Raw genomic sequence first — 17,457 nt, forward strand, 5'->3', positions numbered from 1 at the left:
ATTCGAGATGCAGACACAACGAATTGAAGAGACCCAACTCAAATATCCATGTACTCGTATGAGTCCACCATTTATATGCTATAGCATATAAAATGCGAAAAATTAAAACTAGAAAGAGCGTGATTACGGTATGTTAGTTATTATTTTCCAAGTTATATTGGGCATTTTCTTCATGATAACAGGAACGAGAATAATCTCAGGTAAAATGGCAAATGAATTTAGTCGATTTGGTCTTCCGTCCATATTTAATTTCTTAACAGGGTTTATTGAAATAATATGCTCCATTGGAATGATAGTAGGGATATGGTATCCTATCGTAGCTTTGTTATCTGGATTACTTCTAGGAGCGACAATGCTGGTTGCAGTCTTTACTCTGCTTGTGATCGCACGTGATCCATTTAAAAAAGCGATCCCAGCAATAATACTGTGTCTGCTGTCTTTTACGATTGCCCTTTATCATTTAGATCTCTGAAATTGAAACGGGAGCTTTGACTTGAAATCATTACCTTATATAAAGAAAGAGCCGTATTTGTTGTCAAATACAGCTCTTTTTGGTTTTCAACCCCTGGTCATTCCATGGATGGCCCGAGAGACCCGTTCTCCAAGCTCGGCAGACGCCTTGTACAGGTAGCCGAGCACGATGTTTTGCGTTTCGCGCGAGACTTGGACAAGATCGCCGGTTAGGTTCGCAACCAAATGCTCTTGCTGCAGTGGCGCAAGCGATCGGTAGAACTCACCCGCTTGCATGAAGTCATCCTGCTTCGGGATGTCCGTACGCTCGAGGCGGCCTTCCACGAATCTTCCGTTGCCGCTGGTCACTTGGGAGTCCGGCGACCAGTGCTGCTGATGATTGATCGGAATGCTACGGAAATCCGGACCAAGCCGTCGCCGCTGCGAATCCCAGTAAATGTTAGAGCGCCCTTGCAGCAGTTTATCGTCCGACAGCTCTGCGCCTTTCAGCAGGTTCGCAGGGGAGAAGGCCAGCTTCTCGACCTGTTCGCTATAGTTATCCGGATTGCGGTTCAAGACCAGTCTGCCGACCGGATGCAACGGATACTGCCGCTCATCCCATATTTTCGTATCGTCCAGCGGGTCGAAGGGGAGGGTGGCCTCGTCTTGAGGGTTCATCAGCTGCACGTAAAGGCCGTATTCCACCCCTTTGCCCGCCTGCAGGGTATCGAACAAATCCTTAGCGGCATAATCGGGATTCTCGCCTGACAGTCGGGAGGCTTCTCGCTGATCGATGTACTGAATGCCGGCAAGAGGCATCCAGTGATATTTGACGTATGTGCGCATGCCTTGTGCGTTTTTCCAGACGTAGGTATTGACGCTGTGGCCCGGGATGTGGCGAAGGCTTTTAATCGTACCGACGTCAGAGTACAGCCAAAGCACGAAGTTGGTGGCTTCCGGCGCCCGGGCGACGAAGTTCCAGAACCGCTCCGGCTCGGTTAGGTTATTGACGGGTGAAGGCAAGAGGGAGCGGATAAACTCCGGAAAGCGGATGGCGTCCCGGACGGCGAATACCGGGATGTGGTTGCAGACCAGATCGAATACGCCCTGGTCCGTGTAGAACTTGGTGGAGAAGCCGCGCACGTTGCGGGACGTATCCGGCGTACCCCGATTGCTGACAGCAAGCGAAAATCTGACGGTGACGGGGACCTGCAGGCCCGGATTTTGCAGGAAGCACAGCTGCGTGTAGGCCGGCATCGCGTTAACGGTCTGGAAGTAGCCGAAGGCGCCGCAGCCCTTGACATGTACGGGTCTCTCCAGCGGTTTCTCATGGATAAACGTCTCCAGTGTTTCGTGGAGTATGCTATCCTGCTCCAGCACGGGGCCTCGACTTCCAACCGTCTGCGAGTGTTCAACATCCGGAAGCTCCCCCGGCCAGAGGCGATTTCCTGTGTTCTCGTTCATCTCTCTACCTCCCAAGCCGCACTATAAATTGTATGGACATATTAAGGTATGAGGCGCTTGGCTATGAATATGACAGTGATCAAAGCATGAAAAAGGCACCCCGTGCGGGGTAACTTACGTTATTCCGCCAGAACATGAAAACGTCCAGTTGAATGTAATTTCCTAAATTGACGGCAAGTCTTTTTTTAAAATGGTTAAAGGAAAGGAAATGGAAAATTTACTATTATTCAACCGAAGAAACCCGCAAAACGGAGAAGGGAATTAAGACCAATACGAAACGTTTCAAGATAGCGGCAAGGAAATAATGGGGTGGTGGGGTGTTAAGCTAACGAAGAACGATAATGGAGGAGCTTGCGCTGGCAACTCCTCTTTGTTTTATTGAAATAACGGACGGCATAGTTTGAGCAATGCTGCTGTCTGAAGGTACCATGATTTTATCAATTCATTAAGAAAAAGGCGGGACCGCAAATCGGGTGTTGACCTGGAGTCGGCTCCAGCCTCTAGAATAATAATATCGGAACAGAGAGGAGGTGGAGATCAGATGTATTCGATCGGGCAAGCGGCGGAGTTAACGAGTTTCAGCATCGATACGCTCAGGTATTACGAGAAGATCGGCTTGATGAAGCCGCCAAAGAGAGGGCCGGGGGGCCTAAGATCATATAGTGAGGATGACGTGCGGCAGCTTTCTTCCTTGCACTGCCTAAAGAAGACGGGGTTGTCGCTAGACGAGATGAAGACGTTTTTGCAGGAAGGAAGATGCTTCGCGAATCCTGCGTTCCCGCTAAGCGTCGAAGACAGGAAGACTATCGAAAGCCGAGTGCAAATTCTCTCGGAGCATATGGTTAGAATGGAAGCGCAGTACTTAGCGTTGGCGAACATAATCGAAGAAACGAGAGAGAAGTTGGATTTCTACAATGGGATCATTGAAAAGGAGGCAGTGAAAAAATGAAAATCGCTTCGATTGGTTCTGGGAATATTGGCGGGACATTAGGCAAACAATGGGCCGCTCTTGAACATCGCGTGATGTTCGGCTCGAGGGATCCTCATAGCGAGAAGATGAAGCTCTTGCTACAAGTCGTCGGCGCTAACGCGCAGGCCGGTACGATCATGGAAGCGGTCGCGTTCGGCGAGGTGATCCTGTTGGCCGTTCTGCCCAGTGATGTGGAGCGCGTGCTGGCCGAGGCAGGGGATCTGGACGGTAAAATCCTCATCAACTGCACCAACCGATACGACGGTACGTCCTCGGACGCCGAGGTGCGGCGTCTCGCACGGAATGCGCGCGTCGTCCGTGCTTTCCACATGCTGCCCTGGGAAGTGCTCGCGAACCCTCGGTATGAAGCGGGTACCGCGACGGCTTTCTTAAGCGGGGATGACCCCGCAGCAGTAGAAGTCGTCGCCAAGTTGGCAAGTGATATCGGGCTCGATCCGGTTGAAATCGGCGGTCCGGACGCTATGGCGAAGGCGGAAACGGCGATAGGGATGATCTGGAGCATACTCGCTCCCAAGTTCGGGCGAGAATATAGCCTTAGCGTACTAAGGCGTTAGTGGTCGATGCCATCCGGTGCAAACGGCGTTGTTTGATCTTTTGTTGTATAGCGTGTAGGCAATTAAGTTAAACATTGTTGTAACGTAGATTTTAATTAACGGTAAGAGTCCTAATTAGGGTGACTACGCTAACGGATACGCTAGCATAACACACTATAAGCGTTAAGATTAAACCCTCCCAATTCTAGCAAAGCTAGAGATAACCTATATTTGGGAGGGTTTTTTATGACATTGAAGGAGTTATGGGTGCTGTATGAAGCTGACAAACGTATCCTGGGGTTCAGCATGCATACAATGAAAGCATACTTTCTACAACTAAACATGTTGATTCGCGAACTGGGTAATCTGGAGATTGAAGAAATATCTTTAAATATGCTAAAAGATTATTTTGCAAGGGTATCAGAGCGATTAAAACCGAGTAGCCTAGGTCATCGTATTCGATTTGTACATTCCCTTTTTCGCTTTGCATTTGAAGAAGGTCATATGACACGGAATCCTTCTCTCAAGCTGAGAGAACCTAAGATGGACAAATGTATTCCGAAATTCCTAGTTGAGGAGGATGTTATTCATCTTAAGATTACCTGTCATTCTCACCGGGAGCATGCTCTGTTGGAGTTTCTGTACTGCACAGGATGCCGCGTTGGAGAGGTTCAGAAAATAAACATTGAAGATGTTAATTGGGAGAACTGTTCAGCAATAAGAGAAAAAGATAATGAAGATTTCATTAATTATGTCAGCAGCATGAATGATCAGCAGAAGCTTTGGCTAGCAGATGGATTACGTATAATGAAACCTGATTCAGCATGGTTAGAGAAGCTCGTGGTTTAACAAGCACTTTAGCCTGAGTGGCGACTAAACTAACGAGGAACGATAGCTCAAAACGAAAAGGCAGACGGTTCAAATCGGTTGCCTTTTCCCAGCTAACATTTAAATGGGGATAATGGGAAATTTTGCTACGATACAATAAATGCAATGTAAATTTACGGAGGTGTTTATACTGTAATGTTACCCGTTTTTCTAACCTCAAATGGACTTTACGATGATGCAGTATTTACCCAATTTAATAAAATACTGCAGGAACACAACATAGAGAAAAAAATCTGTCTTATTACCACAGCAATTAAGGATTCCGAAAGTCGAAGTTTTCATATAAATAAAACAACTGTACAGCTAACTGACGTTGGGTTTTCAACAGTTGATTTCATTGATATCGCAAACGAAAATCCTCGAATTTTATATAATTATCCCATCGTTTGTATTTTCGGTGGAAACCCCTTTTACTTATTGGAACAAATTAAGAAAGCTAAGGTTGACGACATACTTATTGATATAAGAGAGAGCGGCAGCATGATCCTTGGTCACAGTTCGGGAGCTGTAGTACTTGGGAAGACAATAAAGCATGCAAATATTTTGCACCCTGAATGGAATGAGATTGGCATAACTGATTTTGATGCTGTTGGTCTCATACCAGAAATCATTTTGCCGCATCACAACAGATATCTCGGGCAGGAACAGAAATTGGTGGATCTAGAAATTAAGGAGAACCTCAAATTAACCAGAATAGAGGATGGCCATTACATAGTCATATAATTCATGAATTTTGACCTTTCAAACTGCATTATTGAGCAAAAGGAGAACGAGTGAACAACAACAACAGGCTGCCGGCTATGGCAGCCTGTTGAGGTAACGGGCAGAGCGCGCCTAGCCAAGCTAGGCACAACTTACTGATGCAAGTTCAGTCGGGGTAAGGACCAAGCCGCCCCGTAGCTAGCAGGCAGACGTCGGCGAAATCCGGCGGCTGAAGCCCTGTGAAAAGTTGCGCGGAAGCGTAATAAAGCAAATCTGCAGGCCGTAATGAAAATGAATCCTACCGCATCGTGAAACTGAACCCGAAAGGGACAAGAGGGAGCCGAGCCACGTCTGCCCCGGCGAAGGCCATGGAACGCGCGAAGAACTTGGAATGCAGCGCAGAAGAACCCTCCGGTGTAAAGGGATCGGCATGTAGAGACAGTTGTGTCTGGAACTAGGGAGACCCTCCCCCGCACGAAGTTTTTTTTTTCGTAACGAGCAAACTTATAAGCCTCAAAGGTGAAGTGGTAAGCTGCGGGAAGGGAGTCGGAGGGGGCCATATTACCAAAGATCCGGCGGACAACATAACCCCGGGGAGGGAAGGGCGCCGAAAGGCAATACCCCACTTCGTTTACGGGATATTAAGGAGGTAAGAGCAAGTGAATGCCGAATACACGGCTAACGCCACCAGTGAAAACGCTCGACAACTCCAAAATACCCTCTATCTTGCGGCTAAGGAGAACCCAAAGCGTAAGTTTCATGCACTGTACGACAAAGTATTCCGAAAAGATATCTTGCAAGAAGCATGGACAAGAGTGAAAACCAATCGTGGTAGTGCCGGTATTGACGGACAAACGATTAAATTCATCGTTCGAGAGATTGGCGAAGAATCCTTCATCGAAGAGATCAGGCAACAGCTAATGAATGGGGAATACCGACCGTCTCCGGTTAAACGGAAAGAGATTCCGAAGCCGGACGGTAAGACACGTCCCTTGGGTATTCCAACAGTCCGTGACCGGACTGTTCAGATGGCAACCAAACTGGTAATCGAAGGCATATTCGAAGCAGATTTTAAAGATTGCTCTTACGGATTTCGCCCCAAACGGTCGGCTCACCACGCTATAAAAAGCATCCGGGAAAGCATCAATTGGGGCGTCATCAATTGGGTGGTCGACGTAGATATAACAGGTTACTTCGATAATATCTCCCACAGCAAGCTGATGAAACTGGTCGAAGAACGCATCTGCGACAGGCGCATACTGAAGTTAATTAGACAGTGGCTTGAAGCAGGTGTAATGAAGGATGGCATATGGCAAAAAACGGAGATCGGAAGCCCACAAGGCGGCGTAATATCTCCTCTTCTGGCCAATATTTATCTCAATTACCTTGATACGATATGGGAAAAACGGTTTTCCCATCTCGGAAAGCTGATAAGGTATGCGGACGATCTAGTCATTCTATGTCGATACAAACCGCAGGCGCTAGAATCGATTCAGACACTTAAAGCGATCTTTGGGAAACTGGAATTGACCATGAACACTTCTAAATCAAAGCTAGTGAGTCTATGGAAGAACCAGGACGGATTCGACTTCCTTGGCTTTCATCATCGGAAGATGCCTTACCTTCATAAAACCGGGACAAAGTATCGACTTCGAAGCTTTCCATCGAAGAAAGCAATGAAGAAGATGCGCACTCGTGTGAAGGAAGAAACGGCATCCAGAGGCCTGTTAAACTGTCAGTTAAATATGATGGTCAAGCTGCTGAACCCAATGATTCAAGGATGGCGCAACTATTATGCTCATCAGGATGTAGATCGAAGTATGGCAAACCGTTTCCTTGGGAAAGTGGACTGGTACATCCTGAGGAGATTGAGACTGTTCTGGAATAACAAACATAGGAAGCGCAAACGGAATTGGTCGGAGATGCAGATTCTGCTTCAACGTGCAGGATTGAAAACAGTATGCTCATGGAAAACCGTAATGCCCTAGATGAAGAACGTCGGAAAGCCGTATGCGGGAAAACCGCACGTACGGTTTGATGAGGAGGGGCTGGGAAATCCAGTCCTTTACTCTACTTAATGCAATAGCATCCTGTCGCCGTATCGGCATTATATTCGTTGAGCAAGGAGATTGCCTGTTCAACATACGGGCAATTACTTGAGGGACGGCTATCATAGCTGTTCCTCTTTTTATGGTGTTTACTGAAATATCACTTTAATATCGGAATTTTAAATATAAACATAAAACCAATGATGATCGGGATCGTTATTATATTGCGTCAGTAAAGGCTTTTTATAGTGCAGGCGTAACATTGGGAACATGATCATGTTAAATAGAAAACTATGATAATACGAAAGCTGTATTCTGCAAAAAAAATCATCATTAGGTTGGTGCTTTTCTTATCTCATAAGAGTGTACAGTATCCTCGATAACCAAATAGAAATGCAGTTATGAAATTGAATAAACATAACGAAAGCCCTTAGAGTGGCTTCTAGGGCTTCTGACGATGGATGAAAGAAGTCATAGTTTTATTTGACGTTACTTAGGGTTTTGTTTTCGTTTTTTCACAATACCCTACATGGTATTGCTGACCATTGATTTGAATAAAGCCTGTTTTATATATCATACAAGCATTTTGCGTAGGCTCAACTTTGCTACAACTAGAGCAGTAATAATGGTTTGAATTGTCCAAAAGTATCACCTTACCTTTGCTTTGATATGTTCACAAAGCATTGTACCATAATATGAATACGACCATTTTTTATTTTACTTTGATTGAAATAGTTACCATCAATTGGAATTCACAAAAGATGTAAACTTGCTCGATTTTGCATAAAATACTTTTACAGTTCAATTTGGAGGTTTAGATAGGCTATGTACAAAATAAGAGCGAAGCATGAAACTGAGCATAATATACGATTAACATCACCAGAAATGGCAAGCCTTTGGACTGCTTACTTAAATGACACTATGGCAATATGTGTCATAAAGTACATGTTGGAAAAGGTTGAAGATACTGAAATAAAACCAGTTTTTGAATATGCCTTAAACTTAGCTGAAACACATATTCAAACAATCACTGAATTTTTTAAGAAGGAAAACTTTCCAATACCGTTTGGGTTTACAGAGCATGATGTAAACCTATCAACACCACGTTTATTTTCAGATACCTTTTGGTTAATGTACCTTAATGAAATGACCATTCACGGTATAACTGGTTATGCAGTTGCATTAACGTCTGCAACACGTTCAGATATTCGTGAGTATTACACTAAATGTAATACTTCAGCAATGGAACTTTTCCATAAGACAACTGATGTTTTATTGTCTAAAGGGATTTTTTCCAGACCTCCTTATGTTTCTACACCACAAAATGCTGACTTTGTTAAGAAACAATCCTTTATTAGCGGTTGGTTTGGCGACCGCAGACCATTAAACGCTATTGAGATAAGTAATATTTTCTTTAATTTGAAAAAAGACATTGTGAGCAGGGCTTTACAATTAGGATTTAGTCAAGTAGCAAAGTCTAAAGAAGTTAGGGATTATATGGTAAGAGGGGTAGCTATCACTTTTAAACATATTGAGATTTTTAGTTCCATCTTACACGAAAACGACCTGCCTTCCCCAATACGTTGGGAATCTGAGATTACAAATTCTACTGTTTCACCATTCTCGGACAAGTTGATGATGTATCATGCCATGGTATTGATTGCTACAGCAGTAGGATTTTATGGGGCTGGAATGGCAGTCTGTATGAGAACGGATTTGGCATTACAATATCAACGTATTATTACCGAAACACAAAAATACGCTGAAGATGGGATAAACATCATGATTGAAAACAGTTGGATGGAACAGCCACCACAAGCTGATGACCGTAAAGCGTTAGCACAAACTTAATTAACGTTAATGAAAAGTTGGGAAAGATATGGGAAAATGTACTCGTACTGAGGTATTTCTTTGGAGTATAGCCTTGCCTGGATTTGGACAACTTTTAAATGGTCGGTTTTTAAAAGGACTGTTACTAGTCGGTTTGGAGTTTTTAATAAACAGTCAATCCAATCTAAATGAAGTAATTATTTCGAGTTTCCATGGAGAATTTGAGAAAGCAATAATTCAAACGGATTACCAGTGGTTAATGTTTTATCCGTAAGCGTCAAACGTACCACACCTTTAAGTCCCCAAAGTGAAATGAGAAAATAAGGTCATCCGAAGAATTAGGAGGCCGCCTCATGAAAATCAAGAAAGCTCGCTGTCAAGAATGGATTCCTCTCATCGAAAATTACAAGGCCAGTGGACTTACTATGGCTGCGTGGTGCTCCGCTAATCAATTTACGTTACATACGCTAAAGTACTGGCTTCGCAAATTAAACGGGGTGTCTTCCACCAGCTCCACCAAATCCCAACCTTCTGCCTTCATTCCGCTCTCCGTTGGCGACGCCGTAAGTGTAAAAGCCCATACCACACCGCTCATCGTCCGTGTCGGGGAAGCGAGTATCGAGCTTCGGTCCGACTTTGACTCTCGCCTGTTTCGTGAAGTCGTCCAGGTTCTTCGTTCCACATGCTAACGCTGCCTGGCACGCATTCCGTCTATCTGGCTTACGGATCGACGGATCTACGTAAATCCATTGATGGACTTGCCGCTCTTGTTCAGGAAGGCTTCGGTCTTGACCCGTTTTCTCCAGCTCTGTTCGTTTTCTGTAATCGGGAGAAGAACAAACTCAAGATTTTGCAATGGGAGCATAATGGCTTCTGGCTGTTCTACCGTAGGCTTGAGCGCGGCACCTTTCGTTGGCCCAGCGGCAACGAGGGCACGGTCACTGTCTCTTCCCGCGAACTCCGTTGGCTTCTGGACGGACTTGCCCTTAGCCAGCGGCAGGCACACACCAAAGTGACTGCGGAAACCGTTATCTAGCCATCATTGTTCGCTGTTTCGCCATACCTAGCAGCCTTTATTGGCAGGATTGAAAACGGGATTTGTCCAATCTATTAAGTATGGAAAATCGAGCGGATACCCCAATAACAATAGAAGAGCTTGAAAGAAAGAATGCTACGCTAGAGCAGCAAAACGCCGAACTGACCGCCAAGCTGAACTGGTATCAGGAGCAATTTAAGCTGGCCCAACAGAAACGTTTCGGCGCATCCAGCGAGAAGTCGCATCCAGATCAGGTTGAGATGGACCTATTTAATGAAGCCGAAGTGCTGGCCACCCCCGCTATGCAAGAGCCAGATATGGAGACGCTCAGCTTTAGTCGCAAGAAAACGACAGGTGCCCGCGAAGCGAAGCTGGAGCATTTCCCGGTCGATACGGTGACCTATGAACTATCGGAGTCTGAGCAAATTTGCGAATGCTGTGGCAGTGCGCTTCATAATATGAGCAGCGAGACGCGAAACGAGATTACCATTATTCCGGCGGAAGTCCGTGTTGTTCGGCATGTCCGTCAAGTGTATGGCTGTCGACGCTGCGAGCGCGAGGAAATCCGTACACCTATCATTACCGCTCCAATGCCGCGGCCCGTCTACCCGGGAAGCCTCGCCTCCTCCTCGATCATGGCGTACGTCATGAGTCAGAAATACGTGGATAGTCAGCCGCTGTATCGGCAAGAGCAGCAATTTTCCAGGCTTGGGCTGACACTTTCTCGGCAGACGCTGGCAAATTGGATGATGTATGGGGCGAATCACTGGCTCGTTCATCTCGTGGACCGGATGCAAGAACATCTACTCAAACAAGACGTTCTGCAAGCTGACGAGACAACGCTTCAGGTGCTCCGAGAACCGGGTAAGTCGGCCGAGACGCAGTCGTACATGTGGCTGTATCGAACCGGACGCGAAGGACCGCCCATCGTGGTATTCGACTACCGCCCAACCCGGGGCGGCGAGAATCCGCGCGATTTTCTCAAAGGATTCGCGGGTTACTTGCATGTGGACGGCTATGCCGGTTACCACAAAGTGGCCGGAGTCACGCTCGTGGGGTGCTGGGCGCATGCCCGACGCAAGTACGACGAGGCAATAAAGGCGGTCCCGGCTGGGCAAGACAAAACGAAAACGACAGCTCAGCATGGGCTCGACTTCTGTAATCAGTTATTCGCCATCGAGCGAGAATTGAAGGAAGCGACACCGGAGGAACGCCATAGCACCCGGAAGGCGAAAAGCCAGCCGATTCTGGAGGCTTATTTAGGTTGGCTTCGCCATCTGCGGTCGCGTACGCTTCCCAAAAGCCTGCTCGGCCAAGCGATTACGTATAGCCTCAATCAATGGGACAAGCTGTCGGCTTTCCTACTGGATGGACGTTTGGAAATTGACAATAATCGAAGTGAACGATCCATTAAGCCGTTTGTGATCGGGAGAAAGAACTGGCTGTTCGCGAATACACCTCGCGGCGCGAAGGCCAGTAGCATCATCTATAGTGTGATCGAGACGGCAAAAGAAAATGGTCTTAATCCGAACAAATATCTAAACTATTTGTTTGAACAACTGCCTCAGCTGGATGATCCGAAAAATACAGAAGCCTTAGATCGTCTACTTCCGTGGTCGGCGTCGTTACCGCTGACCTGCCGAGTGTTTACATCTTAATACCAGCTTAGTTTAACCCCCATCCTGCAACAAGGTGGGGGTTATTTGACGCTGCGTTAAAAGCGAACGGCCATGCGCTCCTTGTTATCAGGAATATTTAAATGACTGTATGTAAGACTGCTTTGCTTTAAGGAACTTACCGTATAAGAGACACCACGTAAAGTCTATGGAAAAATACCTGACCAACACTGTATTTGACTCCTCGACGTTTGCCCTATTTTCTGATAATGTTCACCACTATTCCAAGATGATGAAATCCTGCGAAGGAGTGAGCACACGTGAGACAAGCCCTTAAAACCGAGGAACGGGTACGAGAGCTCATTAAATTACATCACGAGGGAAGCCATTCTTCGGTTATGCCGACCATGGTTACTTCTTCTGGTCCAATAGCTAAGATATGGTATGCGGACTGGTTGCCGGTGCGCTTTGCCCGATTATTTTGACGCTCGCCCTGAACGAAGTGCAGAAAGCACCCTTCAAAAAATGGGTCCAGACCGTTTCGTATGCGCACTATTTATTTCCACCATAATTATGGTTTTGATCATAATTTCGTTTTTGCCTCCTTCCGCAGGTCTCATTAACAAAATTTCTTGCCTTGTTCGGCGCAGATGCGGTCAATTTTCTGAGAGCCCATCATTTAATTGGAACCTGGAATATAACCAATATTGCAATAGCAATTGGAATTGAGATTATGTACGTTAGTAATGGCCGGAAAAAATGTAATCGAAGCAGTGGGAACATGATCATATTGAATAAAACGGAATAAAACAAGTTCCAACCGTTAAAATATTTTATCGCATCGCAAAACATATATATAACTTCAATTAAGGAATAAATTACTACCCAAAATCCAATCCATAATATTGACTTACCGACTCCATTTGGGAATAAACCAAGGTATATCAGTGTAGTAGATGCAAAGCACACAAAACAGCCTATTTCGACCCCTATATAGCTATGAATTGGCGGCCAGGGCTGATGTTGCCATAACGGATAATGGCTTGTTAGCACCATATAAAAAATGTCCCCGAGCAAGTAATACAAAATGGTCGAATGATACGTTTGCCAATGTCTCCAATCTCCCCAGCGCCATCCCGCAAGTATAAATATTATGGCCAAAGCAATGAAAGGCATTTGATATACCCCATTTCTTTGTAATTTAAGTACGTTTTAGTAGTTCTCAAATAAATCTGTATGTATACACACTCCATACATATCTATGAATTGGTTTACCCCTTTAAATGACTTTCTTTCAATGGCTTGTGTAGTTTCATCCAAAGCTGCAGGTTTTAATACTCGACATTTGCATAGGCGCATTTCTCTTTGGCAATAATAATAATTAAAGCCTCAGGAGTGATGGTCGTCTATGGGTTCCATAAGCAGTAACCTTGGAGTAAATGAAACCTATCTTAGAGAACAATTCCATAATTGCTCGGACATTATATTGCGCTCTTTTATTTTGAAGGATGAAAGCAAACTTTTGCTCATTTACCTTGATGGCATGGTGCGTTTACAGAGCATCGAGGATAATGTGCTGAAGCCCCTTATTTTCAATGGTTTGCCGCAAGGTATTGATAAAATCGTGTCACTGGCCGAAATGTTCAGATGCGAATGGCTTCCGCTAACGAACGTAAAGACGGAGGAAACTTTAGAGGGATTGATCAATCATATCCTGCAAGGCAGCTTGGGGATCTTGGTTGACGGCAAAGAATCCTCGCTCATCGCTCAGGTCCAGGATTTTGAGATGAGAAGCATCCAGGAGCCGAAGAAGGAATCGACTTTACGTGGCTCCAAAGAAGGCTTCGTCGAAAATATTCGCACCAACACATCGTTGATTAGACGTAGGATCATCCATCCGAATCTGAAGATGGAATCGTATAAGATCGGAAAATACACGCAAACTGAAGTAGTCCTTGCCTACATGCAAGGCTTGGCGGATGAGCAAGTGTTATTGGAAGTACGAGAAAAGCTCGACAAAATCGATATGGACGGCGTAATCGATTCCGCTTATATCGAAGAATGGATCGAGAATAGCTCATTCTCCATCTTTTCGCAAATTCAAAATACCGAACGCCCGGATATCACGGTCGCTTCATTATTAGAGGGAAAGGTCGCTCTCATCACAAGCGGAACCCCCTTTGTCCTCATTCTTCCCATAACGCTCTGGTCTTTACTTCAATCGGCAGACGATTACTTCGAGAGGTTTGTATTCGTCTTTCTAACTCGGTGGATTCGGTACCTTATGGCCTTCATATCACTTGCCCTTCCTGCTATCTATGTCGCGCTTTCGACTTTCCATCCGGAGATGATCCCGAGCAATCTCATGATTGGCATCGCGACGGCGAGAGAAAGCTCCCCTTTCCCAACCGTTGTTGAAGTACTCCTCATGATGTTCATTTTTGACGGATTACAGGAAGCTGGCATCCATCTTCCCAACCAACTCGGCCCGGTCGTCAGCATAATCGGTGCGCTCGTTATCGGTCAAGCAGCTGTTGAGGCCGGTATCATATCCACACCAATCATCATCGTCATTTCCTTGACCGGTGTCGCGGCTTATACGATCCCAAGATACAGCCTCACTCTTCCCTTTCGCTTGATCCGGTATCTTTTGCTATTCTTTAGCGGTTTACTCGGTTTCGTCGGCTTCTCATTCGGCATTATCTTCTTGCTGATCCACCTAGTCATGCTTGAATCTTTCGGAACACCCTACTTAAGCCCTGTTGCCCCGTTCGACGGTACACGCATTAAAGACTTGATCATCCGCTACCCCTTCTGGGTCAAAAACGGGCAGAAAAAGAAAGGACGGCAGAGATGATTCGGCTCGTACTCCTGATAAGCGTCTCCTTCATTCTTATTCTGACTACCTCCGGCTGCATGGATATTGTCGAGCCCAACCAATTGGCTTTCGTCCTGGGTTCGGCGATTGATCATGCCGACAACGGAGAGATTGAAGTAAGCTATCAGATCGTAACCCCCACTCAGAAGACCGGACCGTTCAAGGAAAGCTCCGGCAATTCGGAAAGCTTCTTCGTCATATCGGCTAAGGGGAGAAACGTTTTCGAAGCCACTCAGAAAATCCAAAAGAAGCTTTCTCGCAGATTGCTGACAAGTCACCGTATCCTGATCGCCATTAGTGAGAATTATTTCAATAAGAACGACGTAAGCAAGTTATTCGATAAACTGAACAGGGACCCTGCGAACAATCAACGTGATATTATTGTCATGGTAAAAGGCAGCGCTAAAGAATTCCTTATGATTGGACATCCCATGGAGCATCTATCCAGCATTGGCGCCGGAAAGGAACTGCAAATCAACGGGATGAACAGCTTCTCTACACGGCAATTCATTATCGACAGTGTCACGGAAGGGATCAGGCCTCTAGTGCCAACCATCCAGATTGAAAATAAAAAATTGAGCATCAAAGGGGCAACTCCGATTGCCGGGATCTCCAGCTATGCCGTCTTGAACAATAAACTTAAAATCGAAGGGTTTTTGAACAATATGGAAGGCTCCGGAGCGGTCTGGATGGCGGGAAAAGGAACTTTTCAAGGGATAACCATCCCATGGGAAGACGGCAAGGGCACTTTATCGTTCAGATTTACCCATCTTGGGCGACAAATTCATTCCGAAAGCCGCAATAATCCCGAACAAATTAAATTAACTGTCAAGGCGCAAGCTTACCTCCTTGAAAATACAACATCGCTCGATATGTCCGAGGTAGATAACATGATTGAGGTCCAGAAGTACGTTAATGAGGAAGTTCAAAAGGAATTGCAAGCTACGATGGATAAAGTCCAGCAGTGGGGATCTGACATATTCGGTATCGGAGAACATCTGCATCGCAAATATCCATACTGGTGGAAGTTGCAAAGAGACGATTGGGATGAAAAATTCAAAAAAATCGATGTGACCGTCAAGGCAGATATACAATTAATGTCAAACGGAACAAGCGGCGCACAGTTAAAATAAATAAAGGAAGTAGTGGTAAGTAAGTATGAAAATAAGCGGGTATCAAATGTTTTGGATCATTAGCCTCTCCTCTATGATCGGGATATCCTATCAGCCTATCCATTTAGCCGCGGAGCAATCGCGTCAGGACTGCTGGATCTCCATTCTGCTTGGGGGCATGATCATGCTGGCCATAACATGGATCATGTTACGAGTATGCATGCAAAATATAGACAAAACGTTGATTGGCTTCATGAAAGACCTGCTTGGCACCGTGATCGGCAAAATCATCGTCATCGTTTATTTTCTGCTTTGGTTCATGCAAATGAGCACGACAGCTAACGTTGCGGTCGAATTTATAAATCTGGTTATGCTCCATAACACGCCGATGATCGTCATCTTGTTATGTCTATTGTTTAACGTTACATATGCCGTGTATAGAGGGGGAATTACGGCAGTCGGTCGATGTTCGGAGATCATTGGCCCCTTTTTTGTCTTCATGTTATTTGTACAGCTCTTCCTGAATCCGCAAGATATGGATATCAAAAGAATCCTGCCCATCTATGCCGACTCGGGCTGGTTTCCTATTGTAAAAGGCACCTTATATTCATTCAACTACTTGTTTGATCCTTCGATCATTCTGATCCTTTTCTTTTTCGCTGAGAACAAACGAATGGCCTCGCGTGCTATCTTATTGGGTACGTCGATTGCAATTCTATGGGGTGTATTGAGCACTCTGGTACTTCTGTTCATAACCGGACCAAAAATGGCCGCTGAATTGGTAGTACCTATTTACTCTCTAACAAAGTTTGTATCCATCCTCAATTTCGTTCAGAATATCGATGCTTTTTACATCCCCCTTTGGTACCTTGGCGCTTTTATTAAACTGTCTGTGTGTTTATTCATACTTAGTTACGGGTTATCAGAGTGGACAGGATTCAAGAATTGGAAGCTTATTGCTTGCATAACGACTTTCATCTGGCTGGGTTACGTGATATTTAGCACATACAATATTCGGTTTTTCTATACGCTTAAGAACATGTTTTTTGTTGGCCTTTTTTACCCCTTCCTCTACATTGTTGTTCCATTGATCTTATGGATGCTAGGCAGTATACGGCAATACCGCAAAGCGTCGAGCGTCGACTAGGTTTGCTTTTCCATGTCAGTAGACGTAAATTAGTCTCCACCTGGCAATCAGACGAGGACTTTGATAATCTATTTTTTGAATACACGACATGTCAGCGGTAAAGTCTTTGACCACGGAAGTAAGTGGTCCAGCACCACGGAATCTTCTAAATCGGGAAGTTGTGGCATTGCCTCAAACAGATGGGTCAGGTAATTGAAAGGATTCAGGCTATTCTCTTTCGCTGTTTCGACGAGGCTATAGATGATGGCACTTGCTCTTGCACCACGCGGCGTATTGCTAAAAATCCAGTTTTTGCGACCAATAACGAAAGGCTTAATGGATCGCTCACTGCTTAATCCAAAGTTTAGGATTACGGAGCGAGCGGTCAATCAAACCGTTTGTGATCGGGCGAAAGAATTGGTTTTTCGCAAATACACCGCTTGGCGCGAAGGCTAGCGCTGTGATTTACAGCGTGATCGAGACAGCGAAAGAGAACGGTCTCAAGCCATATGACTACTTGAACTATCTCTTCGAACAGTTACCACAGCTAGCTGGGCCGCTTGACCCAGTGACGTCGAACCGTTCATGCCCTGGTCGAAAGTGCTACCGACCGACTGCCGCATGAACAAGACTTTATAATAGGATATCCGAATTCCTGCTCCCACCGATAGGTGGGGGCTATTTGACGCTCACTTTTATCCATGTATTTACATGTTTGGTATTTGGGATGCATATAAAGATGCAGGTGGCGGTACAACACCGTTTGCAGTAGTACCCTTCGCT

16 protein-coding genes and 3 pseudogenes are annotated in these 17,457 nt (G+C 45.4%); 17 read left to right on the forward strand and 2 right to left on the reverse strand.

Annotated elements, in window-relative coordinates; all coding sequences use genetic code 11:
* Positions 1–130 precede the first annotated feature (130 nt).
* Positions 131–472 (forward strand): DoxX family protein, encoded by a 342-nt coding sequence (locus QFZ80_RS06265; RefSeq protein WP_060647815.1) that lies wholly within the window; start codon positions 131–133, stop codon positions 470–472.
* Positions 473–558: 86 nt separating this feature from the next.
* Here the strand turns inward: QFZ80_RS06265 and QFZ80_RS06270 are convergent, their stop codons facing one another.
* Entirely contained in the window at positions 559–1,914 is a 1,356-nt protein-coding gene (locus QFZ80_RS06270; RefSeq protein ID WP_060647817.1) for a catalase, read from the reverse strand.
* Between the two features lie 541 nt (positions 1,915–2,455).
* Here QFZ80_RS06270 and QFZ80_RS06275 point away from each other — a divergent pair.
* The 14 genes and pseudogenes from QFZ80_RS06275 (at position 2,456) to QFZ80_RS06340 (ending at position 16,695) form a co-directional block, all read left to right on the forward strand.
* The gene (locus tag QFZ80_RS06275) at positions 2,456–2,863 is read left to right on the forward strand and encodes a MerR family transcriptional regulator (RefSeq protein ID WP_307557826.1); all 408 of its coding nucleotides are present in this window, start codon (positions 2,456–2,458) and stop codon (positions 2,861–2,863) included.
* Positions 2,860–3,459 carry an NADPH-dependent F420 reductase gene (locus QFZ80_RS06280; protein ID WP_307557829.1) on the forward strand — a complete coding sequence of 200 codons (600 nt, stop codon included), beginning with the start codon at positions 2,860–2,862 and terminating at the stop codon, positions 3,457–3,459. The genes QFZ80_RS06275 and QFZ80_RS06280 overlap by 4 nt, the downstream gene beginning before the upstream one ends.
* 225 nt (positions 3,460–3,684) lie before the next feature.
* Positions 3,685–4,287 carry a tyrosine-type recombinase/integrase gene (locus QFZ80_RS06285; RefSeq protein WP_307557831.1) on the forward strand — a complete coding sequence of 201 codons (603 nt, stop codon included), beginning with the start codon at positions 3,685–3,687 and terminating at the stop codon, positions 4,285–4,287.
* A gap of 174 nt (positions 4,288–4,461) precedes the next feature.
* Entirely contained in the window at positions 4,462–5,049 is a 588-nt protein-coding gene (locus QFZ80_RS06290; RefSeq protein WP_307557833.1) for a Type 1 glutamine amidotransferase-like domain-containing protein, read from the forward strand.
* A gap of 638 nt (positions 5,050–5,687) precedes the next feature.
* Positions 5,688–7,016, forward strand: coding sequence for a group II intron reverse transcriptase/maturase (ltrA, locus tag QFZ80_RS06295; RefSeq protein ID WP_307557835.1), 1,329 nt, complete (start codon positions 5,688–5,690; stop codon positions 7,014–7,016).
* A gap of 885 nt (positions 7,017–7,901) precedes the next feature.
* Positions 7,902–8,927 (forward strand): DUF3231 family protein, encoded by a 1,026-nt coding sequence (locus QFZ80_RS06300; RefSeq protein WP_307557837.1) that lies wholly within the window; start codon positions 7,902–7,904, stop codon positions 8,925–8,927.
* Positions 8,928–8,955: 28 nt separating this feature from the next.
* Positions 8,956–9,177, forward strand: a pseudogene (locus tag QFZ80_RS06305) (hypothetical protein); the annotation flags it as partial.
* 82 nt (positions 9,178–9,259) lie between these two features.
* The gene (gene tnpA / locus QFZ80_RS06310; protein WP_307557839.1) at positions 9,260–9,595 is read left to right on the forward strand and encodes an IS66 family insertion sequence element accessory protein TnpA; all 336 of its coding nucleotides are present in this window, start codon (positions 9,260–9,262) and stop codon (positions 9,593–9,595) included.
* Positions 9,589–9,942, forward strand: coding sequence for an IS66 family insertion sequence element accessory protein TnpB (tnpB, locus tag QFZ80_RS06315; RefSeq protein WP_307557842.1), 354 nt, complete (start codon positions 9,589–9,591; stop codon positions 9,940–9,942). Before tnpA ends, tnpB begins: the two co-directional genes overlap by 7 nt.
* Positions 9,943–10,022: 80 nt before the next feature.
* A complete protein-coding gene (gene tnpC, locus QFZ80_RS06320; protein ID WP_307564045.1) occupies positions 10,023–11,600 on the forward strand; it encodes an IS66 family transposase in 1,578 nt (525 codons plus the stop codon).
* Positions 11,601–11,878: 278 nt separating this feature from the next.
* Entirely contained in the window at positions 11,879–12,043 is a 165-nt protein-coding gene (locus QFZ80_RS06325) for a hypothetical protein (protein ID WP_307557844.1), read from the forward strand.
* 923 nt (positions 12,044–12,966) lie between these two features.
* Positions 12,967–14,415, forward strand: a complete 1,449-nt coding sequence (locus tag QFZ80_RS06330; RefSeq protein ID WP_307557846.1) for a spore germination protein — start codon at positions 12,967–12,969, stop codon at positions 14,413–14,415.
* Positions 14,412–15,569, forward strand: a complete 1,158-nt coding sequence (locus QFZ80_RS06335) for a Ger(x)C family spore germination protein (RefSeq protein ID WP_307557848.1) — start codon at positions 14,412–14,414, stop codon at positions 15,567–15,569. Before QFZ80_RS06330 ends, QFZ80_RS06335 begins: the two co-directional genes overlap by 4 nt.
* A gap of 25 nt (positions 15,570–15,594) precedes the next feature.
* Positions 15,595–16,695 carry a GerAB/ArcD/ProY family transporter gene (locus QFZ80_RS06340; RefSeq protein ID WP_307557851.1) on the forward strand — a complete coding sequence of 367 codons (1,101 nt, stop codon included), beginning with the start codon at positions 15,595–15,597 and terminating at the stop codon, positions 16,693–16,695.
* 68 nt (positions 16,696–16,763) lie between these two features.
* Here the strand turns inward: QFZ80_RS06340 and QFZ80_RS06345 are convergent.
* Positions 16,764–17,024, reverse strand: a pseudogene (locus QFZ80_RS06345) (transposase domain-containing protein); the annotation flags it as partial.
* Between QFZ80_RS06345 and QFZ80_RS06350 the strand changes: the two are divergent.
* Entirely contained in the window at positions 16,936–17,130 is a 195-nt protein-coding gene (locus QFZ80_RS06350) for a hypothetical protein (protein WP_307564351.1), read from the forward strand. The pseudogene QFZ80_RS06345 and the gene QFZ80_RS06350 sit on opposite strands and share 89 nt — an antisense overlap.
* Positions 17,048–17,313 (forward strand): annotated as a pseudogene (locus QFZ80_RS06355) (transposase domain-containing protein); the annotation flags it as partial. The gene QFZ80_RS06350 and the pseudogene QFZ80_RS06355, both read left to right, overlap by 83 nt.
* Positions 17,314–17,457: the final 144 nt, after the last annotated feature.

The organism is Paenibacillus sp. V4I7 (assembly GCF_030817275.1).
In the GTDB taxonomy this organism is placed as follows: Bacteria; Bacillota; Bacilli; order Paenibacillales; family NBRC-103111; genus Paenibacillus_E.

Bases quoted from the DNA above. Each gene is read 5' to 3' on its own strand.
- QFZ80_RS06350 (WP_307564351.1), top strand. From the start codon at position 16,936: ATGATGGCACTTGCTCTTGCACCACGCGGCGTATTGCTAAAAATCCAG.
- QFZ80_RS06330 (WP_307557846.1), top strand. From the start codon at position 12,967: ATGGGTTCCATAAGCAGTAACCTTGGAGTAAATGAAACCTATCTTAGA.
- QFZ80_RS06275 (WP_307557826.1), top strand. From the start codon at position 2,456: ATGTATTCGATCGGGCAAGCGGCGGAGTTAACGAGTTTCAGCATCGAT.
- QFZ80_RS06280 (WP_307557829.1), top strand. From the start codon at position 2,860: ATGAAAATCGCTTCGATTGGTTCTGGGAATATTGGCGGGACATTAGGC.
- QFZ80_RS06285 (WP_307557831.1), top strand. From the start codon at position 3,685: ATGACATTGAAGGAGTTATGGGTGCTGTATGAAGCTGACAAACGTATC.
- QFZ80_RS06270 (WP_060647817.1), bottom strand. From the start codon at position 1,914: ATGAACGAGAACACAGGAAATCGCCTCTGGCCGGGGGAGCTTCCGGAT.
- tnpA (WP_307557839.1), top strand. From the start codon at position 9,260: ATGAAAATCAAGAAAGCTCGCTGTCAAGAATGGATTCCTCTCATCGAA.
- QFZ80_RS06265 (WP_060647815.1), top strand. From the start codon at position 131: ATGTTAGTTATTATTTTCCAAGTTATATTGGGCATTTTCTTCATGATA.
- tnpC (WP_307564045.1), top strand. From the start codon at position 10,023: ATGGAAAATCGAGCGGATACCCCAATAACAATAGAAGAGCTTGAAAGA.
- QFZ80_RS06300 (WP_307557837.1), top strand. From the start codon at position 7,902: ATGTACAAAATAAGAGCGAAGCATGAAACTGAGCATAATATACGATTA.
- QFZ80_RS06340 (WP_307557851.1), top strand. From the start codon at position 15,595: ATGAAAATAAGCGGGTATCAAATGTTTTGGATCATTAGCCTCTCCTCT.
- QFZ80_RS06335 (WP_307557848.1), top strand. From the start codon at position 14,412: ATGATTCGGCTCGTACTCCTGATAAGCGTCTCCTTCATTCTTATTCTG.
- QFZ80_RS06290 (WP_307557833.1), top strand. From the start codon at position 4,462: ATGTTACCCGTTTTTCTAACCTCAAATGGACTTTACGATGATGCAGTA.
- tnpB (WP_307557842.1), top strand. From the start codon at position 9,589: ATGCTAACGCTGCCTGGCACGCATTCCGTCTATCTGGCTTACGGATCG.